27 protein-coding genes are annotated in these 20,946 nt (G+C 60.7%); 1 reads left to right on the forward strand and 26 read right to left on the reverse strand.

Annotated features, from left to right (window positions below; genetic code table 11):
* Positions 1–7: 7 nt before the first annotated feature.
* From ACTJLD_RS21815 to ACTJLD_RS21825, 3 genes are all read right to left on the reverse strand, one after another.
* The gene (locus ACTJLD_RS21815; RefSeq protein ID WP_440659637.1) at positions 8–1,198 is read right to left on the reverse strand and encodes an AAA family ATPase; all 1,191 of its coding nucleotides are present in this window, start codon (positions 1,196–1,198) and stop codon (positions 8–10) included.
* Between the two features lie 115 nt (positions 1,199–1,313).
* Positions 1,314–3,476: a cobaltochelatase CobT-related protein gene (locus tag ACTJLD_RS21820; RefSeq protein WP_440659638.1), complete on the reverse strand. Its 2,163-nt coding sequence runs from the start codon at positions 3,474–3,476 to the stop codon at positions 1,314–1,316.
* Between the two features lie 82 nt (positions 3,477–3,558).
* Positions 3,559–3,786, reverse strand: a complete 228-nt coding sequence (locus ACTJLD_RS21825) for a hypothetical protein (protein WP_440659639.1) — start codon at positions 3,784–3,786, stop codon at positions 3,559–3,561.
* A gap of 255 nt (positions 3,787–4,041) precedes the next feature.
* Here ACTJLD_RS21825 and ACTJLD_RS21830 point away from each other — a divergent pair, with 255 nt between their 5' ends.
* Positions 4,042–4,536: a hypothetical protein gene (locus tag ACTJLD_RS21830; RefSeq protein WP_059609005.1), complete on the forward strand. Its 495-nt coding sequence runs from the start codon at positions 4,042–4,044 to the stop codon at positions 4,534–4,536.
* A 130-nt stretch (positions 4,537–4,666) separates the two neighbouring features.
* On the opposite strand, the gene ACTJLD_RS21835 is transcribed toward ACTJLD_RS21830, so the two are convergent.
* The 23 genes from ACTJLD_RS21835 to ACTJLD_RS21945 form a co-directional block, all read right to left on the reverse strand.
* Positions 4,667–4,813 (reverse strand): hypothetical protein, encoded by a 147-nt coding sequence (locus ACTJLD_RS21835; protein WP_155753750.1) that lies wholly within the window; start codon positions 4,811–4,813, stop codon positions 4,667–4,669.
* Between the two features lie 9 nt (positions 4,814–4,822).
* A complete protein-coding gene (locus ACTJLD_RS21840) occupies positions 4,823–5,266 on the reverse strand; it encodes a hypothetical protein (protein WP_440659640.1) in 444 nt (147 codons plus the stop codon).
* 11 nt (positions 5,267–5,277) lie between these two features.
* Positions 5,278–5,673, reverse strand: coding sequence for a hypothetical protein (locus tag ACTJLD_RS21845; protein ID WP_440659641.1), 396 nt, complete (start codon positions 5,671–5,673; stop codon positions 5,278–5,280).
* 109 nt (positions 5,674–5,782) lie between these two features.
* Complete coding sequence (locus tag ACTJLD_RS21850) at positions 5,783–6,127, reverse strand: hypothetical protein (protein ID WP_059609002.1); 345 nt, start codon at positions 6,125–6,127, stop codon at positions 5,783–5,785.
* Positions 6,124–6,330, reverse strand: a complete 207-nt coding sequence (locus ACTJLD_RS21855) for a hypothetical protein (protein WP_440659642.1) — start codon at positions 6,328–6,330, stop codon at positions 6,124–6,126. The genes ACTJLD_RS21850 and ACTJLD_RS21855 overlap by 4 nt, the downstream gene beginning before the upstream one ends.
* 9 nt (positions 6,331–6,339) lie before the next feature.
* Entirely contained in the window at positions 6,340–6,546 is a 207-nt protein-coding gene (locus ACTJLD_RS21860) for a hypothetical protein (protein ID WP_440659643.1), read from the reverse strand.
* Complete coding sequence (locus ACTJLD_RS21865; RefSeq protein ID WP_440659644.1) at positions 6,543–7,943, reverse strand: ATP-dependent DNA ligase; 1,401 nt, start codon at positions 7,941–7,943, stop codon at positions 6,543–6,545. The genes ACTJLD_RS21860 and ACTJLD_RS21865 overlap by 4 nt, the downstream gene beginning before the upstream one ends.
* Before the next feature lie 7 nt (positions 7,944–7,950).
* Positions 7,951–8,253: a hypothetical protein gene (locus ACTJLD_RS21870; protein WP_440659645.1), complete on the reverse strand. Its 303-nt coding sequence runs from the start codon at positions 8,251–8,253 to the stop codon at positions 7,951–7,953.
* Complete coding sequence (locus ACTJLD_RS21875) at positions 8,250–8,903, reverse strand: hypothetical protein (protein ID WP_440659646.1); 654 nt, start codon at positions 8,901–8,903, stop codon at positions 8,250–8,252. The genes ACTJLD_RS21870 and ACTJLD_RS21875 overlap by 4 nt, the downstream gene beginning before the upstream one ends.
* 9 nt (positions 8,904–8,912) lie before the next feature.
* Complete coding sequence (locus tag ACTJLD_RS21880) at positions 8,913–9,380, reverse strand: hypothetical protein (RefSeq protein WP_440659647.1); 468 nt, start codon at positions 9,378–9,380, stop codon at positions 8,913–8,915.
* Positions 9,381–9,421: 41 nt separating this feature from the next.
* Positions 9,422–10,525, reverse strand: coding sequence for a hypothetical protein (locus ACTJLD_RS21885; RefSeq protein ID WP_440659648.1), 1,104 nt, complete (start codon positions 10,523–10,525; stop codon positions 9,422–9,424).
* 9 nt (positions 10,526–10,534) lie between these two features.
* Positions 10,535–11,866 (reverse strand): DnaB-like helicase C-terminal domain-containing protein, encoded by a 1,332-nt coding sequence (locus tag ACTJLD_RS21890; protein ID WP_440659649.1) that lies wholly within the window; start codon positions 11,864–11,866, stop codon positions 10,535–10,537.
* A gap of 65 nt (positions 11,867–11,931) precedes the next feature.
* Positions 11,932–12,315 (reverse strand): hypothetical protein, encoded by a 384-nt coding sequence (locus ACTJLD_RS21895; protein ID WP_440659650.1) that lies wholly within the window; start codon positions 12,313–12,315, stop codon positions 11,932–11,934.
* Positions 12,316–12,380: 65 nt separating this feature from the next.
* Positions 12,381–13,019, reverse strand: a complete 639-nt coding sequence (locus ACTJLD_RS21900; RefSeq protein WP_440659651.1) for a hypothetical protein — start codon at positions 13,017–13,019, stop codon at positions 12,381–12,383.
* Positions 13,020–13,221: 202 nt separating this feature from the next.
* The gene (locus ACTJLD_RS21905; RefSeq protein ID WP_440659652.1) at positions 13,222–13,806 is read right to left on the reverse strand and encodes a hypothetical protein; all 585 of its coding nucleotides are present in this window, start codon (positions 13,804–13,806) and stop codon (positions 13,222–13,224) included.
* Complete coding sequence (locus ACTJLD_RS21910; RefSeq protein WP_124618534.1) at positions 13,806–14,075, reverse strand: hypothetical protein; 270 nt, start codon at positions 14,073–14,075, stop codon at positions 13,806–13,808. The genes ACTJLD_RS21905 and ACTJLD_RS21910 overlap by 1 nt, the downstream gene beginning before the upstream one ends.
* Positions 14,072–14,614, reverse strand: a complete 543-nt coding sequence (locus ACTJLD_RS21915; RefSeq protein ID WP_440659653.1) for a lysozyme — start codon at positions 14,612–14,614, stop codon at positions 14,072–14,074. The genes ACTJLD_RS21910 and ACTJLD_RS21915 overlap by 4 nt, the downstream gene beginning before the upstream one ends.
* Positions 14,615–14,625: 11 nt before the next feature.
* Positions 14,626–14,994 carry a hypothetical protein gene (locus ACTJLD_RS21920; protein ID WP_124618532.1) on the reverse strand — a complete coding sequence of 123 codons (369 nt, stop codon included), beginning with the start codon at positions 14,992–14,994 and terminating at the stop codon, positions 14,626–14,628.
* Between the two features lie 113 nt (positions 14,995–15,107).
* Positions 15,108–15,440, reverse strand: a complete 333-nt coding sequence (locus tag ACTJLD_RS21925; RefSeq protein WP_440659654.1) for a hypothetical protein — start codon at positions 15,438–15,440, stop codon at positions 15,108–15,110.
* Positions 15,441–15,482: 42 nt separating this feature from the next.
* Positions 15,483–15,884 carry an XkdW family protein gene (locus ACTJLD_RS21930; RefSeq protein ID WP_081068191.1) on the reverse strand — a complete coding sequence of 134 codons (402 nt, stop codon included), beginning with the start codon at positions 15,882–15,884 and terminating at the stop codon, positions 15,483–15,485.
* Between the two features lie 11 nt (positions 15,885–15,895).
* Positions 15,896–20,314: a hypothetical protein gene (locus ACTJLD_RS21935; protein ID WP_440659655.1), complete on the reverse strand. Its 4,419-nt coding sequence runs from the start codon at positions 20,312–20,314 to the stop codon at positions 15,896–15,898.
* Positions 20,315–20,396: 82 nt separating this feature from the next.
* Positions 20,397–20,585: a hypothetical protein gene (locus ACTJLD_RS21940; protein WP_440659656.1), complete on the reverse strand. Its 189-nt coding sequence runs from the start codon at positions 20,583–20,585 to the stop codon at positions 20,397–20,399.
* Positions 20,582–20,941 carry a hypothetical protein gene (locus ACTJLD_RS21945; protein ID WP_440659657.1) on the reverse strand — a complete coding sequence of 120 codons (360 nt, stop codon included), beginning with the start codon at positions 20,939–20,941 and terminating at the stop codon, positions 20,582–20,584. The genes ACTJLD_RS21940 and ACTJLD_RS21945 overlap by 4 nt, the downstream gene beginning before the upstream one ends.
* Positions 20,942–20,946: the final 5 nt, after the last annotated feature.

The raw sequence follows: 20,946 nt of genomic DNA on the forward strand, positions 1-20,946 counted from the left end.
CCGGTCCTTAGCTGGTGAAGATGCGCGATGCGACGCCGTCGACGACCTGACGATCGACGGGAGAGAGTTTGTTGATGAAGGCGAGCGTCAGACCGGCGCGCCAACTGCCCTTTCGCAGCCCGATATCAGCTGCGTCGATGAGGCAGCGCGGCGAGATCGTGTTGCTGATTTCCTTCGACCGATAGGAATCGCGCACCATGTTCGCGAACTGCACCAGCTTTTGAGCCTGGTCCGACTTGATCTTCGAGCGGTTCACCAGGATCAGCTGCTCGAGCTCCGGCTTCATGTAGGTTGCCTCGATCACCATGCCAAACCGGTCGAAGTTAGCGGCGTTCTGGATTTGCGTGCCCTGATACAGGCCAGTGTCGTCACCGGAACCGTTCGTGTTGCCAGTTGCAACGAATCGGAAGTTGGGGTGAGGCTTCACGACACGCCATTCGGGAGAGGCATCTTTAATAATTAGTGACTTACCATATTCGAGAATAGGCTGATACACGGAGAGGACGGCCGGTAACCCGAAGTCATATTCGTCGGCGAGGTAGATCCAGCCATGCCGCATCGCGAGCGGCAGCAGGCCGGGCTCGAACACGGTTTCGCCGTTACGCACGACCCACTGGCCGAGCACATGCGATTCTTCGGTGCCGATCGAGTGCTGAATGCGAACGACGGGACGCCCGGTTCGTGCCGCGATTTGCTCGACGAGTGTCGTCTTGCCAGTCCCAGCGTGGCCCCAGACAAACAGGTTCTTGCCGAGCTCGATCGCCATCAAGGCGTTCTTGAGGTTGTCCACGTCGAAGATGAAACCGCCGTCGACCGCCGGCACGAATTCGGGATTCGACGGGTTCGCGAAGATCGTCACGGGGATCGGCTGACCGCGCCCGTTCTTGCCGGCCGGCGCATCGCCGAGTCCGAAGACTTCATGCAACGCACCGGTCGTCTCCCCGTTCGGATTGAGCGCGGTGACATTCGCCGGCATTGCGCTGCCGGCCATAGCGACCGCAGGTGCGGCGCTGCCCTGCTCTGCCAGGCGCTTTGCGATCGCGGACTTCGCGACCTCAGACAGAACCGGCGCATTCGGATACTGAGCCTGATATTGCTGAAGGGTCATGTCTTCATGCTTATCCTTCAGGTGCAGCTCAACCGAATGGATCATCGCGCCGCAGATGGCGCAAGCGATCTTGCCGTTGGACTCGTTCATTCGTTCCCCCGTGTTCAACACGAAAATTCAAGAAAATTAAGCGATGGGTGAATAATAAAGGTGACCGCTCGGACATGTAAAGTCATTATTTACTTATCAAAGCGGTCGTGAATAATCACTTCAGGAGAAGTCGGTGCAGCTCCTTCATGACGGTGGTCGGCAGATCCTTGACGTCGTTCAGCACGACGTGCGACCGGTAGAACGCCTCCACCGCATCCGAGACGATCCCCAAGCCGATGACGTCGACGCCGGATGCCTCGACCTTGCGAACGACCTCCTTCAAGTGCTCGTTCAGTGCGGCGCTCATCCCGTTGCACGCCGGCATGCCGTCCGACAGCACCTTGAGGATCTTCCGCTCTGCGCGCTGTTGCATCAGGCGGCGGGCGGCGATCTGCACTGATTCACCGTCGACGTTCTCGGCCATCATGTCGTCGCAGTGCGCCAACTGCGCGAATCGGCGACGAATGTCGGGCGTCATGCGCTCGTTGAACCCCTTCACGATTGCAAGACGCAGGGCTGAGCGGCGCGTGTAGACGAATCCGCCCTCCTGCTCTTCGCGGACCAACTGCTCGAGCGCCTCGCGCGGATAATCCTTCGTCGTGAAGGCAAGCACTTCGTTCGGGATGCTCAGCTGATCCAGGACCGAAGACAGCGCATATGCCGAATACGCGGCGATCACCATCTTGCGATGCGACCACATCGACCCGGAGCAGTCCACGAGCAGCTCGACTGCGACGTCCTTCGTCTTATTGGTCTGCTTGCGTCGAAACACGTCCGAGCGTCCGACGCTGATCCGCGCGAGCGACGGTCCATGCAGCCGACCCGTCTTGTGACCGCCAGTCCATACCGCGGCCGAACGCGCAGCAACTGCACGCTCGAGCGTCTTCTGGAGCGGCCCGATCATGTGATCGACTTCCTTCTGCATACGAGTCACGAGATCCTGGTTAAACCCCTCGTCGACCTCCAGAAGCGACACGTCGTCATAGTCCCGCGAGAACAGGGAATACTGCGAACCCTTCGTGGCGGTGCGCGCATTCTTCGACAGCGCCTCTGCAGCTGCCTCGTCGAAGTCAGGCGCCGGCGACTCGTTCAACTCATCGAACAGCGACGTCGTCGCCTCTTCGTTCTCTGCAGGGGCGCCACCAGCTGGCATCGTGCCCTGCTCGCCGGCATCGCCCTCGTCTTCGCCTTCTGCACCAGACGCGCCCGTCTCGCCAGAGCTATTCTCTGTTTGCTCCTGCTCTTCGCCGTCTTCGGACGGCTCGCCCTGAGCGGCATCGCCACCCAGCATGCCGTCGCCGTGCTCGTCGCTCGGGTCGTCGCTCGGGTCGTCCTGGTCCTCGTCGGCCGCCGAGTCGGCGCCCTCTCCCGCCTCTGAGCTTGCGTCAGTGTCGCCCTGTTCGCCATCACCTTCCGGCGCGGGCTCATCCCGAATATCCTCACCTTCGGGTGCGCCGCTCGACCCACTCTCGGACTCGGCCGTCGGCTCCCGGTCTTGCTCTTCCACCGGCCCTGCCTCTGACAGCGGCTCGCTACCGCCGCTGGGATCGCCCGCAGCAGCTTCATCCGGTTCGCTTTCGTCGCCCGACATGCCGGGCTCCGGCGGCTCGGGTGGCGCAGCGGGCGGCGGCGCTTTGGGTTTCGGCGTCGGGGCCGACAGGCGCTTCTTCGCCTCCTCCGCAACCTTCAGGCTGTCCCACGAGCTGTTGATGCCCTTCAACAGCTTCCCGAAGTCCTTGCCGAGCTTGTCGACGACATCGCCGACTTGATCCCACTTGTCTGCCATGTAGTCAATGAACGCCGGCTGCCCTGCCAGGGCGCGGAACGCGGGGACCAGCAGAATGTTCTTCGCCTGCTCCGGCGCCTCGCGGAGCTGGCTATCGATGTATTCGCGCAAGAAGAAGCTGTGCATCCGGCTGAGGTGGCCGCCCGAGCCCGGAAAGCGCTCGCCCATCTTGCGCTCAACGTAGGTGTCCTCGACCAAGTTGTGCAGCCAGTGGATCCCCAGCTTCTCTGCCTTCACGACCGCCTTCTGGTCAGTAAAGAGGATGTGGCCGACTTCATGGTCGAGAAAGCCCTGCGTCGCAGCGAGCAACTGATCGTCCGCGTCGTCAGGAATATAGGGAAGGTTCACGCGCTCGATCGCGTGTGTCTTGCGGCTGTATGCCACGTAAGCACGCGTCCCCTGTTGTGTAACCTTCACTGAACGCTGAGTTAACATCGGAACGATCTTGGTGATCGCTTCCCGCAGTATCAGAACGTTGTTGTTTACGCGCATCAGGCTTCCCTCAGACCCACAATTTGGGCTATCAACTCATCGAATTTCAATTATCAGCACGCACTTATGGCAAGTCAGAACATCATCTTGCGGATAACCATTTGTTGAGCTTTTCAGCGCCGTTGCTGGCCACCGCGATTGTGGAGTCGCCCATCGACGAATCGATCAGGATCAGATGCCCGAAGTCCGGGTGCTCGCCGATCTCCGTTTGCGTGGAACCCGCGTCCATGCTTGCAATCAAACGCAAGTCGACCTTGAGGTCGATCATGGCCGAATACGGTGCACGGATGAGGGTGAGGTTCTCCAACATGAAGCATTCCTTGAATGATTGAGTTCTTCGTATCGTCCGCATGTTGATAAGCGGTTACTTATATTATAGACCGATACAATCAGGATCAGACAAGTTTTGTGACGCTCCAGTTACATGGGAAGCCAGGGCACCGAAACGACTGCCGATAGTTCCTTCGTTGGGCGCTACTAGACCCACTATAATAAAGTCATCTGTAACTAATTTCTTCGGTGCTAGAATCACCGAACATTCAAGAATTTTTGGGGAGGCTCATCAATGGCAACCAAACAAATTTCAGTAGCCGACTACATTTCTGGCGTGATCGGACTGTCGGGCAAACCGCAGCGACAGATCGCGGCGGAGATCGGTTACGAAAACCCGAACATGATTACGATGCTGAAGCAGGGCCGCACGCAGGTTCCGCTCAACAAGGTCAAGCTGCTTGCAAAGTCGTTGGGCATCGATCCCGTCCACCTGCTCCGCATGGTGATGATTGAAAAGACTCCGGAAGTTTGGGAGATCCTGGAAGACATCATCGGCAGGAATTCGACGATCACACGTTCGGAATTTGCCCTTGTTGAGTATGCTCGCTCGGAACTTGGCGTGATGAACCTTGATTTCGCCGACCAAGAACTTATCGATGATCTTGGCAAGGCGTTTCGCTCGTTCGCGGAACGCAACAAGGAGCGCCTTGATCTAGCGAGCAAAGAAGTGAAACGCGGACCTGTCCCGAAGAAGGCTCCGGGCTCGACACAGAAGACGACTTCGTAAGCCCCGCCGAGCCCCGCCGAGCGCGGGGTTTCTTTTGCGCAGTGTCCTCGCCTTCGTCGATCGCCTAACGAAAACAAAAAAGCCCGCACAGTGGCGGGCTTCTTTCGATACGACGTAGCGGCTTAAACTATCAACGCGCAAACAGGATGATTGCCACAGCCGCGAACATGGCGAGCAATGAGACGGCACTGCCGAACTTCGCGACCTTACGCAGAAGCTCCTGGTTTGCCTGAAGCGTATGCGGATCGTCCAGACGATGTTGTTGCAGGAATTGCATACTCCCTCCTCAGTTCGCAGCGTAATGCACTGCGGCAGCCATGACTAATACTACCACGCACGCGACCACCGACGCGGTGAACGCCAGGTAAGTCCGCATCCAAGCCCACACCGAAACTGCCGGCGGCGGCGTGTGGGATGTTGCGATCGAACCCAGGCCTGCGACGAGCGCGCCGACACCGGCCGGGATCAGAATCAGCAGACCGACCCAAAGCTCCCAGAATGCCAAGTGTCCGCTCGCAGCCCATTTAAAGATTTCAGCTTCTGCGCCAGCGGCCCAGCCCAGCGCAACGAACCCCAACTGACCATCGCGAAACGGCGCGAAGGTGTCGGTCGGCGTTGTCGAGCGCACAATGGCGCGACCGAACTTGATGACCCAGAGAAGGATAAGTGGCGCAAAGGCACCGACAATTACATTCGATAGGAACCACCCTCCCCAATCGATCCAGAACACAAATCTCTCGTTCACATCACCTCGCTTAGAACTCGTTTGAAGTCGTCGGCTTCGGCGCGCGTATCGATCCACACCATGCGATCGTAGAGCGCCTGTAGCTCAGCGAAGTTGCGACCAAGCGCTACCGACTTCACACTATCTTCTAGCGCGAACAACGGCGCTGCGACACCGTTGTCGAGGTATTCCCAAAACACGTAGTCCAAGTGCAGGTGACGCGGTTGCGCACGCACGATGTCCTTGGCGAACTCGCTGTAGTCCCTGCGGAGCGCTTCTTTCCATCCGAGCAGGACGGAGTCTTCGATCGAGGTGTGAGTATCGAGCGCGAAAAGAACAGCGCTGCGGCGCGCGATACTGAGCGGGGCGAGCATGACGCGCAGATCGCCGAGAGTGAAGTGCTTGTTGTTCATGTGCTTCTCCAAAAATTCCGCACATGATACGGGCGTGGTTTACCCGGTGTCGATCGCCTGCATGAAAAAGCCCGCAAATGCGGGCTTTGTTATGACAGGTAAGGCGGTGTTACGCGAATCGCTGCCCGTGCTGCTCGTCATGCTTGATGCGCTTCGGCCTGAGGTGCTTCGGCCACGACAGCGTCAAGAGGACGCGATTCAGGATGCTGAGGTGGGCAGCGAACTCCCACCCTCTCTTGCTCGCCACCCGGAATTGCGGGAGCGGACTGCGCCCGCGCGGGGCATGGCAGATCACCGAGAACACGCGCGATCGGTGCAGCAGCCACGCGGTTCGCCAGTCATGCTCGTGATGCTCGGTGAACGTATCGGGGTCGTCGCGCATCAGGTCGGCGAGGGCTTTAACCGTCGGGTCGATCAGCCCCAGCCGCACGAGCCACTGCTCGATCATCCTCATGAGACGCCCTCCGCTTGGGCGGTCGCCGGCGCGACCGCGAGCGTAGTGGTCAGAATTCCAGCCAGCGCCGTGATGTTCAGCAGCGGGACTTCCTTGCCTGTTGCATCGAGCATGCGGACGCCACCCATGCCGTTGAAGTTGACCTGCGTGACCCACGGGAACGGCGACGCCGCGCGAATCTCGTTGAGCGTGATGGTTTTCATGTCGGACCTTTACCGGATGCAGAGGATTTCGACGCCGCCGCGCGTCACGGTGTAGTTCTTGTTGCTCTTTCCTCGCCGAGCGATCGAAAGCCCGATCGGGATGGTGATGCCGGACGACATCACCGTCGCGACCTGCATGTCGTCCGGCAAGTCCTTGATCGCCTCCTTCAGCTCGGCGACGGTGCTCAACAGTTTTCCGGTGAGTTGCGCGCTCATGCCGCCACCGCCGATGCGAACTGATGCTCGACGCGGGCCAGGTCGTCGGCTTCAGTCTTGTCGATCCGATAGCTCGCCTCGACCATGCGCGGGAGGAACAGCGAGTGCAACGCGTTGCTCTCAGACGGCTTCATGATCGAGTTCGCGCGCACCGCGAAGATGCGGCCGATGAAGTCGTTCGGGTTCGCGTCGATCGAGTCGCGCAGCGCCTCGTTCTTCACGGTCACGTCGACTTGAAGCTGACCGCAGGACGACGTGCAGGTCAGCGAACCGGCGCGGCCCTCGTTCTTCGTGCCGGTGCGGCCGTCCACGATCGCGATGCACTGAAGGTCGACGTCCACCTCAAGCTTGAGCTTGATCTGCTCCTTGCTCGTGCCGTCCTTCCAGATCGCGTTGCCGTTCTTGATGATCGTGCCTTCCTTGCCTTGCGCCAGGAGCTCGCGGTAGTGGACGAGTGCCTCCTCGAGCGAATGCACGATGCGAGTCGGAATATGCTGAATCATCGGGTCGATTCCCGGCAGCGCGCGTGCTCCGGCCGCCAGCCCGAGCAGCAGCGCCTTGATGCGTTCGCGGTAGCCGACTTCGTATTTGCCCTTCGGCGCGACGACGCTCAGCGGGATTTGATCCCATGCGAAGAACCGGGGAACTTCGTTGGCTTCGAACTCGCCGCCCGCGGAAATGCGGTTCAGGATGCCGTTGCTGATTTCGCGCGGGGCGATCGCGCCGTCGACGAGCACCAGCATTTCACCGTGCGTCTGCGTGCCGGCCGGGAATAAGGCGCGGACGTGGTCAACGAAACCACCGAATGCCTCGAGAGGGAACGGCGAGCCCTGGCGACTGGTGATGCGAACCACCCCGCCCGTCTCGTGGTCGACATTCATGAACATGCCGTCGGCCTTCTCCTGCGAGATAACGCCCTCGCCCCACGTCCACGCATCGAGCTTCGCGTCCTTCAGCAGCGCGCAACGCATGTAGGGGAATTCGGGAATCAGCCCCTTCCATGCCTTGTTGACCGTCGACTCGGAGAAGCCGGCGCGCAGATCCTTGCGAATGATCCGCTTGAACAGTTCGGCCGAGCTGGGCGTCAGGAACGTCATGAGGCGCTGCACTTCGTCACGGGCCGCGTTACCGGTGAGCTCGCGCTTTGCCATCTTGTCCAGGCAGTCCCAGACCGGCGCGTTCTCGAACGTATTCGCACCGGGAGCCGCGTTCTCGATCGGGCCGGGAACCTGCGTCATGCCGTAGGTGGTCAGCGGGTCGAGCGCCGCGACGAGCACGCGCTTGAACGTGTCGAATGCTAGGAAATGCTTCACCATCGCCTGCTTGTCGTTCTTGCTGGAGGTGGCTGCGATATTCTCGATCGCCGCGAAAGCCTGGTCGGAGTTCATGTGAGTCATTCGTGACTTATCCTTGTGTGTGATGTTCGAGTTCTTGCGGCACGATGAGCTGCACCGCTTCGTTTTCGCGGAAGAACGACATTTCGCCGGCGCCGAGCTGCATACCGCGGCCCTTCGTCGTGAACGGCTCGAGCGACACCGCGTTCAGCGTATGGCGATTGAGGGCGCCCCAGCATGCAGCGACGGGGATATTCTTCCGGTCGTCTTCGTCGGTGCAGGTGATCCTCATAAACCGTGCGCCTGTATCCAGGTCGATGAACTGCTCGCCCGGCGCGAGCAGCTTGAAAGGCTTGTAGATGGGTTCGCTCATGCGTGTGCCTGTTGGTTTTGACGCTCGCGCTTCATGCGCTGGATCGCCTCGAACGGCGACTCACCCACCCGGAGAACGAGCTTGGGAAGCGCCCCGTTCGTGGCGGCAGGGCTTTCGGCCGCCGCGATAGCGGCGGGTGTATGGTTCGGTGAAACTTGACCGTTAGTTGTGTTTTTGGCTTCGGCGGCCGGCTGCGAGCGCTGCGCCACCATTCGGTTGAGCACGGCCGCGTGAATGTCAACGCCAATCACCGGCTGAGCCAGGATGTCAGCGGGCTTCGATACGGGCGCCGGCGCAGCGCTTCGCTGTGCGCGGAAGCGCTTCGTCGACAGCGGCGACACCCATGCCTGCTGCTGATGCGCGACGATCGCTTCGCCCTTCACTCGCTCAATGAAGTAGATCGCGCGCCCCTCCAACTGCTCCTTCTGACGCATGTCGAGCGCAGTGCAGCGGCACTGGCGGATCTCGGTCAGGCAGTCGCCGTAGATCGCCTGAATCGACGCGTCATTCGCGTGGTCCACAATGTGCTGGCACGCCGCATACGGCTTCTTCACCTTCAGGCTCAGACAGTCCGTGTAGAACGCATTGCGCTTGCCGTCAGCAGAGGTTGCCGGCGACATGATTGCGGGCGCCGTTGCTTGTTCGGTCATTACCTTCTCCTACCAAGTGGCCCATTCGGGCATCGATTCTTCAGTTCGCGGTGCGGGCACTTTCTTGCTGCCCTTGGTGTCATTTTCGGGAGCGCCCACTGGCGAGTCATCGGACACCGCGCGGGGAGCCCCGCCGACGAGAAGCTGCCGGACTGCTTCGGCCTTGAATGGCCCGATGAGGCGCTTCAACGCGTCCATCAGCTCGCGCTCCGAACCAAACGACAATTCGGACGCATCCCACTCCTTGTAGCCGCGCCGCCGCTTCTCGTTGATCTTCTTGTCCTGCAGATCGCGCGACTCAGTCCACGAATACGTCCCACTCAGATCCACCTTGGCACTCCACCCCTCTATCGAGTCTCCAGGGTTGAATTTGCCGTATTGATTGACGACGGCGAACTTGTCATCGATCTCCACCTCGATGACCTGATATGCCTTCGTGCCGAGCTCGTGCTGGGAAAAGCTGCGCCGTAGCTTCATGACACCTCCGAAATTGCTGATACCTGAATTATAGTCATTACTTACTTATTTGAATTCATAATACGACGACTCATTCGGAGCTGCATCGCTGACACCCCGTTCAGCAGCGTCGCCCCATAGAACGCGCGCCGCACCACCTCGGCAGGCACCTCGTTCGGGTCTTTCTCGGGCGGCAGCATCGCGATACGCACGCGAAACCCGTGCTGGCGCAGCATCAATCCGGCCTCGACCGCGTCGTCGGTCGCCTGAACTTCCCCATCCCACATGAAGGTCACCTCCTCGACGCCGCGCTCCCTGAGCAACATGAACTTCGCGAGCTGGCTGTTATCGCTGCCCGACGACAGGTGCTTGCCAAATGTGCCCACCGGCACCACGTCGCGCAGCTGCGGATCCGCGTCGAGCGCGATCTTGATCGCCGCTACGTCGAACGCGCCCTCACCGACCGCGATGCGCTTCGTGTCGTGGACGTTGAGCCCGTTGAACAGATGCACGCCCGATCCGTCGATGCCCGGCGGGAATAGATACTTCTTCTCGGCATGGCCGGTCACGTCGCGCCCCTGAAATGTCGCGAGCTTCCCATCCATGTCGAACACCGGGATCAGCACGCGTGCGCTGTAGTCCTGGTAGGCCCAACCACGCTCGGTCGGATACCGAAAGTGCGCACCGCGCGGGCAGTAGGCGAGGTGGAAATACGCAGACAGGTCCGCAGTGATGCCGCGGTTCTCGAGATAGGCGAGGTTGCGCCCCTCATGAGGTAGGTCGATGTGCTGCGGCAGCTCCCAGCCGACATGCTTCTCGACCTCGACGGATTGACGTCGCGCCGGCCGCCAGCCCTGTTCGCGCGCGTATGCCCTGATGTGCTCGATGACCTTCGAACCGTGCGGCCGACCCAGATGGTCGCGAATGAACCGGTATTTGGTGAAGATCCTCTCTTCGACCGGGTGCGAGCCGGCGAAGCAGTTGCCGACGCCGGTGTCGGCGTTGACGTAGACCTTCCAGTCGGAGTTGCCGCACGTCGGGCATTCCCGCACGTTGATTTGCTGGCCCGATCGGCCGTGCGTGAGCCGATAAGAAATGCCCTCGCGATCCATCCACGAGGGCATATCGATGGTATCCAGCAGCTCTGACAGATCGTCAGTCGCCATTGTTGCTCCTTATGCGAAGCCGAGCACCTTGGTAATGAACTTCATCCGGTCCATCGCCTGCTCGATCTCAATCGTGAATTCCCCGCCTTGGTTTCGCGACGCTGCGAAATACAGCCGAGCCCGGCCCGCTGCGCGCTCTTCTTCGGTGCGGTTGATCGAAATGATGATGTCTGCGATACGGACCTTGTTGAAGTCTTCAGCGACGTGCTCGGCCTTGATGACGTTCGCGTTCGCGCCGATCCGGTTCGACTGCGTTGCGGTCAGCACTGCGAGCCCTTCTCGAATCGCCAACCCGCGCAGGTCAACGTAGACCGACTTGGAATTCTCGATCGCGGAGTCCGTGACTCGCTCCGGCGACATGATGTCGGCGTAGTCGACGATGACCAGATCGAAAACGATGCCCTGCTGCTTGAACCGCTCGAGACGCCGACGGAGCTCCGACACCTTCAGCGAGCCGGTCGGGAACTCGTCGATCATGAACTTCGCGTTCGTGCCGTCGGCGCGCCGCGCACGGTCTGCGAACAGGCGAACCTTGTCGCGGACTTCGTGCGTGTGCGCCCCGAGCTCCATCATTGCCTGCTCGGCGATGTTGGCGTCCATCCGGTCGGAGATCACCTCCCGCGAGACTTCACACGACGCGTAGTAGACGTTGTGGCCGGCGGCCCAAGCACCGATGCCGAAGTCGATCAGCGCGGTCGTCTTGCCCGCCTTCGCAGCGCCCAGCAGCACCGACAGCTCTTTGCGGCCCCAGCCGCGGTGATAGAGCAGATCGTCGATCACCCGGTAGCCGGTCGTGATGCCTTGCGGCGGCAGCTTGCCCGACGCGCGCTCCAGACGGATGCCGGTGCGGTTGTCAATCGACGCCGCAAAATCGTAGGTGTCGCCCTCTGCGTTCGCGCCGACGTTCAGCGCCGTCTGCATGAGCTTCGAAATGCCGTCGAAGTCGTTGCGGTCGAGCTTCGGGATTGCCTTGAACATTGCAGCCTGCATCGCCTGGTGCCGAGCGAACGTTGCCACCTGATCGACCACGAAGTCGCGATCGGAAATGTCCGTCTCGAAAAGGTTCTTCAGGTGAGCGATCGCCGCGACGCCGAGTGCTTTCGGCAGCACCTTTGCGTCCAGGTCTTCGCGCAAGAGCATGGCGTAGATGCCGATGTTCGCCGGCGCCTTGCGATACTTGTTCCAGTAGCGCAGCGCCAGGCTGACGAGATAGGACTCGATCTCGGACTCGAAATGCCCCGGCTCGACCAGCCCATCGACCATCTGGTTGAAGGACGTATCACGCAGGGTAAGCGCCGCGATACGCGATTGGAAGTCACCGTCGAACTGGAACTTGCTCATCGGCGGCTCGGCCGCAGAAGCAGCCGACGACGCCGACGGCACTACTGACAATGCCGCTGCGCTCATCACTGCACCGCCGACGCGTCGCTGTCCTGTGGCACACCGAAGAACTGTTCGATCGCATGCTTGTAGAACACGCGACGAATCAGACGCGTCGAGTCTTTCGGGTGCTTGGTCAGCAACGTGATCGTGTATTTGTCGCGGCCGGTCACCAGTCCCTCGAACGTGACGTCACCCGTAGTGATGATCGTGGCGAGCTGACGTTCCTCCTGCATCGCCTTGAGGATGGCATCGTGACCCTTCGGCGGGCGTGCGGTGGCGCGCGGGCGCTGCTCCCCATACTGCGGACGAGCGACACTGCCCGTGCGGCTTTCGAGCGTGCGATGCTCGAGCGTAATCATTCGGCGGCCGGCGTTGATCTGTTCTTGGCGAGCTTGCTCGGGGGTCATGCTGGAACTCCAGTGAGGTGATGAAAAATTAGCAATGATCTAATTATAGTCATCGCTTACTTACTCTAATTGAGAAAAAAACGCTTCGCTTGCCGCAGCGTCGCCTCGCCGAACGCCGCGCGTGCCACCGATTCAGAGACGGCCCGCTCGCTCAGCAGCCGCGAAAGCAGCATTGCCCGGTTACCACCGCGGCTCTTGATCTGGTCGATCTGCCACGCTTGGTATGCAATTTGGTCAGGGTGGCCGCGGTAGTTCTCAATCAGAAAACGCTCGTCACGCGCCAGCTGGATTGACTTCTTGCATTCGGCAATCCATGCGTCGCGCAGATCCAGCGCCACCTCTTCCGCATAGAGCTGGTTGGGCCGGGGAAATGTCCGCCAACCGCGATCGCATGCCCGGCGCACCACGAAGTCGAGGCCGAAGTCATACCTACATCCGATCGCGTCGAACGCCTGCCTCGCTCGCCATACGGCGGACAACTCCCTACTATCGAACAACCCCGGAACGTCGATCGGTCTGATCTTGTCAACCGTGCGTATGTCCTTCTGCCGCGCGTATGCCCGCTTAATTGCATCGTGATACTCGTGAGCGAACAGATACGTCACCTGCACGGGATGCAGATGGCGGTAGTCAAACCACTTTCGCTGAAAGAGTAGCGCCTCCACCGCCCGCGACGACGGCGCGATACGAGACAACGCGAGCATTTCGCAATCCGCCGGTGTCAACGACTGGCCGAAAAATTCATGGGGCACTTGGGGCTACCTCGCATTCCGATTATTGATAAGTTTCAACTTAATTATAGATATAGATTTAAGGAATTTAGAAAGGTTAGATATAGAGGGAGCACGGTCCTGGCCCCAAGCGATCCTTGATCCTCCCCGAGAAGGTGCGGCTCGGGGAGGCTTACTACTTGTCGCGTGGCGTCTCTTCGACGCCGAGTCGCACGCGCTGCTCCTTCTGGAACTGTTCCACCGAATCGACGAGCGCGTCGTGGCGCTGCGCCAAGTCCAAGTAGAGCTTCGTCAGTTCTTGGTCGGCGTCGACGAAGTCGGTAAAGCAAAGGGCCGGAGCGGTGTCGCCCGCTTCATCGCCGCTTGTGGTGGAATGAAAAGCGACTCCGGCGCGGCTTGCGTTGAGCATGCGGACAGTGCCGACATCGAGATAAAAGCCGCCGCAAGCAGCGCGCATCGTTTCATGTGCTTCCTCGCTGGGAGTGGGTGCGGGCGCAATGGCCCGCTTGATCTGCGCCGCAACCCGATGACGGATAGCGACCTTGTTCTGATCGATGTTGTCGGCAGTGACTGCCACTGCCGACTCGACCGTCTTGCTCTTCGTCTGCGCCACGGCGACGCCGGTCGCTACACCCGCAACGACCTTCACCTCCTGCTTCGCCCGCGATGCGAGCACGAACTGCCGGTCGACGTAGACACCTGCGCCGAAGGCGATGGCGCAGGCAAGCGCAAGCACACCAATCTTAGCGAGCGGATTCATCAGCCTGCCTCCTTCGACTCATCGTCGTTCTTCATCGGGGAGTCTTTCTTCACAGCCATCCACACACCGATGCCGGCGAACAAAGCCGCGCCGCCTGTGCCGAATGCCGTAGCATTGAACGGAACCTTGTTGACGACGGTGTCCCACGTCTGCGTGAACACGAAGTCCAGCGACGTGATCGCGGCCATGTATTTCGCCAGGTCCGGCGTCGCGTTATCGACTTCCGTGAACAAGTGGTGGAAGAAGATCTTCAGCTTGAGTAGGCTCATGCCGGCTCCTCGCAGCGGAATTCCCGCGCTTCGGCTTGCCGGCGCCGCAGCAGGCCCGCAACGTGAACGCCGCCTGCCATATCCCACTTCTGGAATTCGTTGGCAGCCGCCTCATAGAGGCCAGCGTTGAGAAGGCGCAGCATGGTAGAGCCGGCAAATCGCGTTTCGCCGAGGTTGAAGACAAAATCCACGAGCGCATCGAATTGGCACTGGCTCAGCGGCACCTTCACGAGGCGGTTGACGGCGTCGACGGCGCCCTGCACGTCCTTCATCAGGGCCGCCTCCGCTTGCGCTTGTGTCCATACCAGGCCGTAACGCACTTCCGGCCCGGTGTGACCGTAGCCGATCGTCCACGGTCGGCCGCTCAGCTTGTTGAGCAGGTCGGCAGCGATTGGTGCGCCGGCCAGCGTTTGCTTCCAGAGGCCGCGGCGTTGCAGCTCCTTAGCCAGCGGTGAAGCGGGATCAGGGTATGCGTTGAGCACGCAGCCCTCGAAGTGCTCCGTCAGTTGCAGTCCGGTCTTGGAATAAGTCATGTTCATGGCGCGGCCCCTTAGTGCGTAGCGGCCGGAGCTGCCATTGCCATCATCAGCAGCTTGCCGGCGATAGTCAGAGCAGCGCCTCCAAGCAGCGCCCATACGGCCTTGGCCGTCCATGTGGCGCCGGCGAACCGCGCTTCATACTTGATGTGCGACTTCTCGAGCTCGGTTGTTCGGCTCGATACGTCGACCATGCGATCCTCGAGCTTCTCGACGCGCGCACGCGTTGCCAGATGGCGCTCTTCGATCACTGCCAGGCGGACGATCGCGTCCGCAACTTGGCCCATCCCAGTCTTGATTTCGGCGACGTGCCCCTGCACGTCCCTGATCTGGCTACCCAGCGCGGCGAGCTCCGACACGTCGTTGTCCTTTTCAGCGGTCATAAGTCCCTTCGCAGTCTCTCGCTCAGCGGATAAAAACATCGCCGATGTTATCCGCAAACATCGGCGATGTATAGTCATTACTGACTTACTATATGGACTACATCAACGGACTATTACTCGACGATCGTGCCTCCCGCGAGCATGTAGCGGTTCGCGCCATACGGCAGCACTCCGGCGGTCTGATCACCGTCTGCCGGCTTGCTGATAATCAGCAGCTTTTCAGCGAACGAAATCGCGCCCTCGTTCGCATCGGGGATACCCTGCATGTAGATGGTCGTCGCGCCCTGAATCGGCTGCTTCCCCGACGTGTGCGTGTCCGCCGAGACGTAGCTCATGATCGTCGCGCTCGTCGTCTTGCTGAGCGTGTCGATCATCACCTGAGTGACAACGTGATACTCGGCAGTAGCGCCGGTGGATTCGAGAACAACTGCTTGCTTGATCGCCATGTTTGGCTCCTGTGGTTGAAAGTGATCGGGCCTGGCCCGGTGTCAAGTGCGATTCGGTGGCGTTGGCCACTGAACATCGAGCGGCCAGCCGGCCTGCTCCGGCAGATCTCGCAACGCCTGCCTGTAGGCTGCATATCGTGCGGCGGTGGTCGCCGGCACATCTGCTGCCTGTGTCCAATCCGTCTGCGCCAACAGCTGATCGCGTTGATTACGCACTGGGGCTTCTTGGAACGCTTTCCGGTGCGCAGCGACATGCGCCTGTATCCAGTCTGCATCCGGCCTGTCGATGCCGTCAGGCCACTTATGGACTCGCGCATGTTCCTTTGGCGTGCCGTCCGGATTGAGCGCCCGAGCAAGCAAGTAATCCTTGCCTCCGACCAAATCCGGATACTCTTGCTGAAGGGCAAACAGCAATTCATCCAACGTCACAAATTCTTCAGTCATAGGTATCCTTACTAGTTGTTACGGAGCCATGCGAAGCGGACCCAGCAGCGGTTACCGCCCGCAAACCCGATACCATTCATGACCCACGGGTTATCCCGACGAATCCAGAATTGCGTGCCTTGGGTCATATCGTAGGGGCCAACTTCTTCGAGTGCCACAATCTGGCACTGTGCGCCCCGGTCAGCCCGGTTTACCTGCGCGTCGTTCGCTTTATTCCATGCGTCATCGAGCTTCCCCATGTCGTCGGAAAGCCAGCGGCTACGATAGCCTTGCCACAGATTCCCGTCCGTCTGCAAAGTCGATCCGCCGACGTGCAGGTTACCGTTTTGCCACGTCTGGCCGTCGTTGCTGACGTTCCACGGCACGCCGTTGTAAGCGCTGTTGATGACTTCGAGGCCGCCACCGTCACGGGCGCGCAGGTATGTCCACGAATCCTGCCCCTGCCGGTTGTTGTGCAGCCCGATGTCAGCCTGCCAGCCAGCGCGGTCGAGAGTGATTCGGTCGCTGAGATACGTCACTCCGTTGGCGCGCAAGTTCATGATGGTCGCGGAGTTGTCCGTGCCATTCACAGTGATGACGTTCGCACGCCACGAGCCATCCGGGTTCATCGTCGCCCAGGAGGAGTAACCGTATGCGCCCCCGTTGCTCATCGAGCCGTGGAGCCATGCGAGTGCGGTGTTATCCGGACGAGCGAACACTGCGCCGGCGGCAGTGGCGTTGTTGGGCGCGCGCACACGCAGATCGCTCGTGAGCGTGTCTCCGGCCTTATGGACGAACGTGGTATCCAGGAACGTGCGGAGCCACTGGCTACCCCACTGCGTTCCCCAGACGTTGCCATCGGGCGCGATGGTGGCGTTCGTGCCACTTGCGTAGGAAAGGCCGCCAACCATCAGATTGCCGCCAGTCGTCGCGACACGGGCGTCCTTGCTGACCGTCAGCGTTCCTGAAACTCCAACATTGCCCCCGAACGAAGCCCCCGAGCCCGTGCTATCGATCGAGACATAGCCGCTCGAGAGGTTCCAGGCAAACGGCCGATAGCTATTCCACAGCCCAGACTGATCCCCGCTCGCCGTTTGCAGGAGATAAACGTCCGAGCCGTCGTTTCGCAGAAAAGCGCCGTAGTTACCATACACAACCCGGAAGCCGTTCGAATCGGATGTCCGCACGTCGCCGGTGAACCGCGCCTTCCCACCCACCTGCAGCAGAGACGTGGCGTCGTCAGCCGCGCTCCCGATAAGGACTCGTCCACCCCAAGGCGCCAATGCGATGTTCTTTTTGGACGTGTTGGCCTTGTTGAACGCCTCCAGCGTTGCGCCGCCGCTGTAATTTGACGTGGACAACGTCACCTGCGTGTCGTTCGCGCTGCTGTAGGCAGAAACGGCATTCGAGAACATGCCGGTGCCAGCCACTTGCAGTAGGTTTGCGCCGTCGTCGGTCGTCGTGCCAACGAGCACACGCCCACCGTTCGGCAACAGGCCCATGTTGCCCATAGCGATGCCGCTGCCTCGGGAAACATAAAACGCGTCCTGCGACTGGTTATAACCATCGTTCACGGCTCGAATAGTGAACGCTCCATCACCGCCGTGAAGAACTTCCCACTGCTTTTGATCGGTGGGAGCGGCTTCCCGACGAAGGATGACCGAGGTCTGCTTATCGCCACCGCCGTTCGTCGCCACGAACGCGCCAACCGACCCTATCGCCTTGATCGCACCCTTCGATTGGAGAGACGTAGTGCCGTCGTCAGCGATTCCACCGATCGTCATCCGGCCGCCCGGATACAGCCGCGCAGCCTCCGCTTTTCCCGCAAGCAGCTGGAGCGAGCCAGTGGCACCTTCACTCCCGACCGACACATTGCCGTTGGAGCGAAAGTAACCCCACGCGGCATCACTGTTTACCCACGCCGTGGTGACGCCGCTGCCGAATCGGTGGAGCCCGCGAGTAACAGCGTTACCGCCGACCTGCAACATGTTGCCGTCGTCGACGGTCGTGCCGACGAGCACGCGGTTATTCTGGTAGGTTCCGTCAGCAGCCAGAAACCGCATCGTTTCGCGGCTGTTATTGGTGACTGCAAATACGCCGTCAGCAACGTGAAAAAAGCCAGTGTCCGGCGCGCCATCGTTCGCAAACGCAATACCCGGCGTCCCTACCGAACCCTCGGCGGCCAGAAACTGCCCAGACATAGTGATGCCGGTCGTTTGCGCCGGGCTCGACAGATTCCCTGCATGCCACACCTCGCTCCCACTGCCGATAACCAGATTCTTCTTGGCAAAATCGAACGCGAACATCGCCCCGGAGGATGGGAGATAGAATCCGGCCTGAGTCGCGCCTCCGAAGTAGTAACCACCGCTCGGGCCGAAGATTGCGCGGCCCTCCGCAGGGCCATTGCTCACGTTGAGCATGCCCTTGACGTTCAGTTGACCGCCGACATAAGTCCCTACTCCCGTGTCGTCAATTGACACGATACCCGTGGCAACATTGATCGTAAGCGGCCGATAGTTGTTCCACGATGCGCCGGTGCCACTTCCATTGGAAAGCAGGAAGTAGAAGTTCGAACCATCATTTCGCAACAGCACGTCCTTGCCGTTCATCAGCCGGAAATTCGCACCGCCGCGATCAAGACCCGACGACGTGACACCGCCGCCAAACGTCCCGCTTCCTGCGACCTGGAGGCCCGAGTAACCGTCGTCGGACGTATCACCCACAAGCACTCGTCCGCCGAACGTCAGCCGCATCGCGCGCGCTTGATTGGCGTCGCTCTGGGAATCATTTGCGGAATTGTTTACGAGGAAGTCCAGGTATTCCTTGCCCCATGCTCCGCCGTCGAAGCCTGCCCGAAGTGAGGCGATGAGACGCGACCCGGTATCGGTATTGGTGCCACCGAACGTGCCCCAAAACCGCATCTTGCCTTCCACGCCGTTTGCGCCGGAAGCGCCCTTGACCGAGAGCTGCGCGCTCGTAGCAGTAGGCGCGCTGTTGACACTGACCGGCCCCGTGAACGGCGAGCTCCCGTCGAGCTTGGCGTAGCCGCTCACTGCAGTCTGGGCCTGCGCAGCACTATTCGCCGCGGCCGTTGCGCTGTTTGCCGCATTCGTTGCGCTCGTCGCCGCGCTGGTTTGCGAGGCGGCCGCGGCGCTGGCTGAATTCGCCGCGTTGGTGGCACTGGTTGCGGCTGCAGCCTTCGACGAGCTGGCCGACGATGCGCTGCTCGCGGCAGCTGCGGCGCTGTTGTCCGCGGCAGTGGCCGATCCGGCAGCCTGGGATGCGCTCGCGGTCGCGTTCGCTGCCATCGTTTCGGCGGTCGCGTCTTGGTCTTGCCAGCCGGTGCTGGTGTAGACCCGCATCTGGTTCGTCGTGGTGTTGAAATACTCGCAGCCCACCACGAGCGGGTTGCCGTTGTTGTCCTTGGCCGGGTCGGCGGACTGCTTGCCCAGATACAGGGCGTTCATCGTGGTCAGGATGCCCTGAACCTGCGTGAGCACGCTACTCGCGCTCGATGCCGATGCGCTGGCCGCGCTCGCCGAGCCAGCGGCAGCCGTTGCCGAACCGGCGGCAGCAGTCGCCGAAGTCGCAGCGTTGGTTGCGCTTGTGGCTGCGGCGGTCTTCGACGAGGCAGCGTTGGTTTCCGACACCTTCGCATTCGTCTCGCTGGCCTTCGCGCTCGTCTCGGACGTCTTGGCATTTGCCTCGGACGTCTTAGCGTTCGTTGCGGACGCTGCTGCGGCGGTTGCCGAGCTTGCCGCATTGGTCGCGCTGTTTGCTGCGCTGATCGAGCTTGCTGCGGATGCCGAGGCAGACGAAGCAGAGTTCGAAGCGCTGTTCGTGGAAGACGTGGCGGAGTTCGCAGCCGCGGCCGCTGAGGCAGCCGCATTCGTCTCGCTCGTCTTTGCATTTGCCGCGCTCGTTGCGGCGGCGGATTTGCTGGCGCCAGCCGAGGTCGAGCTGCCTGCCGCAGCAGTCGCACTGGCGGCTGCGTTCGCCGCACTGTCGGATGCCGCACCGGCTGAACCGGCTGCGGCTGCTTGCGCCTGCTGTGCGCCGTTCAGACTGGCATGAATTTCGCGGATCGATGCGGCGAAGCCGTCAGGACTGACCTCCTTGATCATGTCCTGGATCTGATACATCGCCTTCGTGAAAATCGCGGCGGTGCCCACATCTCCCTGCGAAAGGGTCGGGAGGTTGTCCGGCACGGTGAAGTCCGTCGCGACGGCGCAATCAAGACCAACACCACCCTGCCCTTGGTAGGCGCCGGCGAGTGTGAACTTCGTGCTCGTGCCATCGAAGGTCGCGTCGGCGGCAACCACATAGGGCACATATTCCCCGACGATCAGGAAAATATTGTTCGCCCGAATGCGGTATGCCACGTTCTGACCGGGCAACGTAACGGTCTGACCGCCGTTGTCGATCGAACATTTGACCTTGAGTTGTGCCATCCGTGAGTGCCCTTGCCGACTTTCTAGTTCCGGCAAGTATAAGTCATCGCTGATTTATCTACAAGGCACGCACAAACCGAGTTCATTCCTTCTTGTAGCGATCCTTCACCTCGTTGCAACGTCGGATCCACTCGAGCGTCTCGCCCGGGAGCCGGATGCCCTGCCGCGCCAGCGCGTCGAACCCCTTCATGATCGCGTCGAGCTGCTCGCCGATATCCTGATAGTCGGCCTGGCGCAGCGGGATCGGGTCGACCTCATGGTGGATCTTCATGCTTGTGTCACCTCGAAAGTTGCGTCGAGCATCGGCCACGCCTTTACGATCACCGGATAGGTGCCCGGCTGGCTGAACGACAGGGTTGCGCTCCTGTCGGTGCAGTCATGCGCTTCGCCGTTGACGACGATCGTGCATGGCGCCGGCAGGTTCTTGAGCGACATCCCGTCAATGGTGGACGGATTCGTCGGGCGCCGTTTGACTTCGCCTCCCTCGACCCAATCCAGAGCAATGTCGCAAGGTGCACGCAGCAGCGTGCCGCCCTCTGGCACCACTTGAATGTCGATCATTGCGTCCGGCATGCGGGCACGCGTCGTGATCCGGCCATCGCTGTCGTAAATCAAATAGTCTTGCATGCTGC

The organism is Burkholderia sp. 22088, assembly GCF_052045915.1.
In the GTDB taxonomy this organism is placed as follows: Bacteria; Pseudomonadota; Gammaproteobacteria; order Burkholderiales; family Burkholderiaceae; genus Burkholderia; species Burkholderia cepacia.

Excerpts from the sequence above, each read along its gene's own strand:
- ACTJLD_RS21815 (WP_440659637.1), bottom strand. The coding sequence starts at position 1,198 with ATGAACGAGTCCAACGGCAAGATCGCTTGCGCCATCTGCGGCGCGATG.
- ACTJLD_RS21820 (WP_440659638.1), bottom strand. The coding sequence starts at position 3,476 with ATGCGCGTAAACAACAACGTTCTGATACTGCGGGAAGCGATCACCAAG.
- ACTJLD_RS21825 (WP_440659639.1), bottom strand. The coding sequence starts at position 3,786 with ATGTTGGAGAACCTCACCCTCATCCGTGCACCGTATTCGGCCATGATC.
- ACTJLD_RS21830 (WP_059609005.1), top strand. The coding sequence starts at position 4,042 with ATGGCAACCAAACAAATTTCAGTAGCCGACTACATTTCTGGCGTGATC.
- ACTJLD_RS21835 (WP_155753750.1), bottom strand. The coding sequence starts at position 4,813 with ATGCAATTCCTGCAACAACATCGTCTGGACGATCCGCATACGCTTCAG.
- ACTJLD_RS21845 (WP_440659641.1), bottom strand. The coding sequence starts at position 5,673 with ATGAACAACAAGCACTTCACTCTCGGCGATCTGCGCGTCATGCTCGCC.
- ACTJLD_RS21850 (WP_059609002.1), bottom strand. The coding sequence starts at position 6,127 with ATGAGGATGATCGAGCAGTGGCTCGTGCGGCTGGGGCTGATCGACCCG.
- ACTJLD_RS21855 (WP_440659642.1), bottom strand. The coding sequence starts at position 6,330 with ATGAAAACCATCACGCTCAACGAGATTCGCGCGGCGTCGCCGTTCCCG.
- ACTJLD_RS21860 (WP_440659643.1), bottom strand. The coding sequence starts at position 6,546 with ATGAGCGCGCAACTCACCGGAAAACTGTTGAGCACCGTCGCCGAGCTG.
- ACTJLD_RS21865 (WP_440659644.1), bottom strand. The coding sequence starts at position 7,943 with ATGACTCACATGAACTCCGACCAGGCTTTCGCGGCGATCGAGAATATC.
- ACTJLD_RS21870 (WP_440659645.1), bottom strand. The coding sequence starts at position 8,253 with ATGAGCGAACCCATCTACAAGCCTTTCAAGCTGCTCGCGCCGGGCGAG.
- ACTJLD_RS21875 (WP_440659646.1), bottom strand. The coding sequence starts at position 8,903 with ATGACCGAACAAGCAACGGCGCCCGCAATCATGTCGCCGGCAACCTCT.
- ACTJLD_RS21880 (WP_440659647.1), bottom strand. The coding sequence starts at position 9,380 with ATGAAGCTACGGCGCAGCTTTTCCCAGCACGAGCTCGGCACGAAGGCA.
- ACTJLD_RS21885 (WP_440659648.1), bottom strand. The coding sequence starts at position 10,525 with ATGGCGACTGACGATCTGTCAGAGCTGCTGGATACCATCGATATGCCC.
- ACTJLD_RS21890 (WP_440659649.1), bottom strand. The coding sequence starts at position 11,866 with ATGAGCAAGTTCCAGTTCGACGGTGACTTCCAATCGCGTATCGCGGCG.
- ACTJLD_RS21895 (WP_440659650.1), bottom strand. The coding sequence starts at position 12,315 with ATGACCCCCGAGCAAGCTCGCCAAGAACAGATCAACGCCGGCCGCCGA.
- ACTJLD_RS21900 (WP_440659651.1), bottom strand. The coding sequence starts at position 13,019 with ATGCTCGCGTTGTCTCGTATCGCGCCGTCGTCGCGGGCGGTGGAGGCG.
- ACTJLD_RS21905 (WP_440659652.1), bottom strand. The coding sequence starts at position 13,806 with ATGAATCCGCTCGCTAAGATTGGTGTGCTTGCGCTTGCCTGCGCCATC.
- ACTJLD_RS21910 (WP_124618534.1), bottom strand. The coding sequence starts at position 14,075 with ATGAGCCTACTCAAGCTGAAGATCTTCTTCCACCACTTGTTCACGGAA.
- ACTJLD_RS21915 (WP_440659653.1), bottom strand. The coding sequence starts at position 14,614 with ATGAACATGACTTATTCCAAGACCGGACTGCAACTGACGGAGCACTTC.
- ACTJLD_RS21920 (WP_124618532.1), bottom strand. The coding sequence starts at position 14,994 with ATGACCGCTGAAAAGGACAACGACGTGTCGGAGCTCGCCGCGCTGGGT.
- ACTJLD_RS21925 (WP_440659654.1), bottom strand. The coding sequence starts at position 15,440 with ATGGCGATCAAGCAAGCAGTTGTTCTCGAATCCACCGGCGCTACTGCC.
- ACTJLD_RS21930 (WP_081068191.1), bottom strand. The coding sequence starts at position 15,884 with ATGACTGAAGAATTTGTGACGTTGGATGAATTGCTGTTTGCCCTTCAG.
- ACTJLD_RS21935 (WP_440659655.1), bottom strand. The coding sequence starts at position 20,314 with ATGGCACAACTCAAGGTCAAATGTTCGATCGACAACGGCGGTCAGACC.
- ACTJLD_RS21940 (WP_440659656.1), bottom strand. The coding sequence starts at position 20,585 with ATGAAGATCCACCATGAGGTCGACCCGATCCCGCTGCGCCAGGCCGAC.
- ACTJLD_RS21945 (WP_440659657.1), bottom strand. The coding sequence starts at position 20,941 with ATGCAAGACTATTTGATTTACGACAGCGATGGCCGGATCACGACGCGT.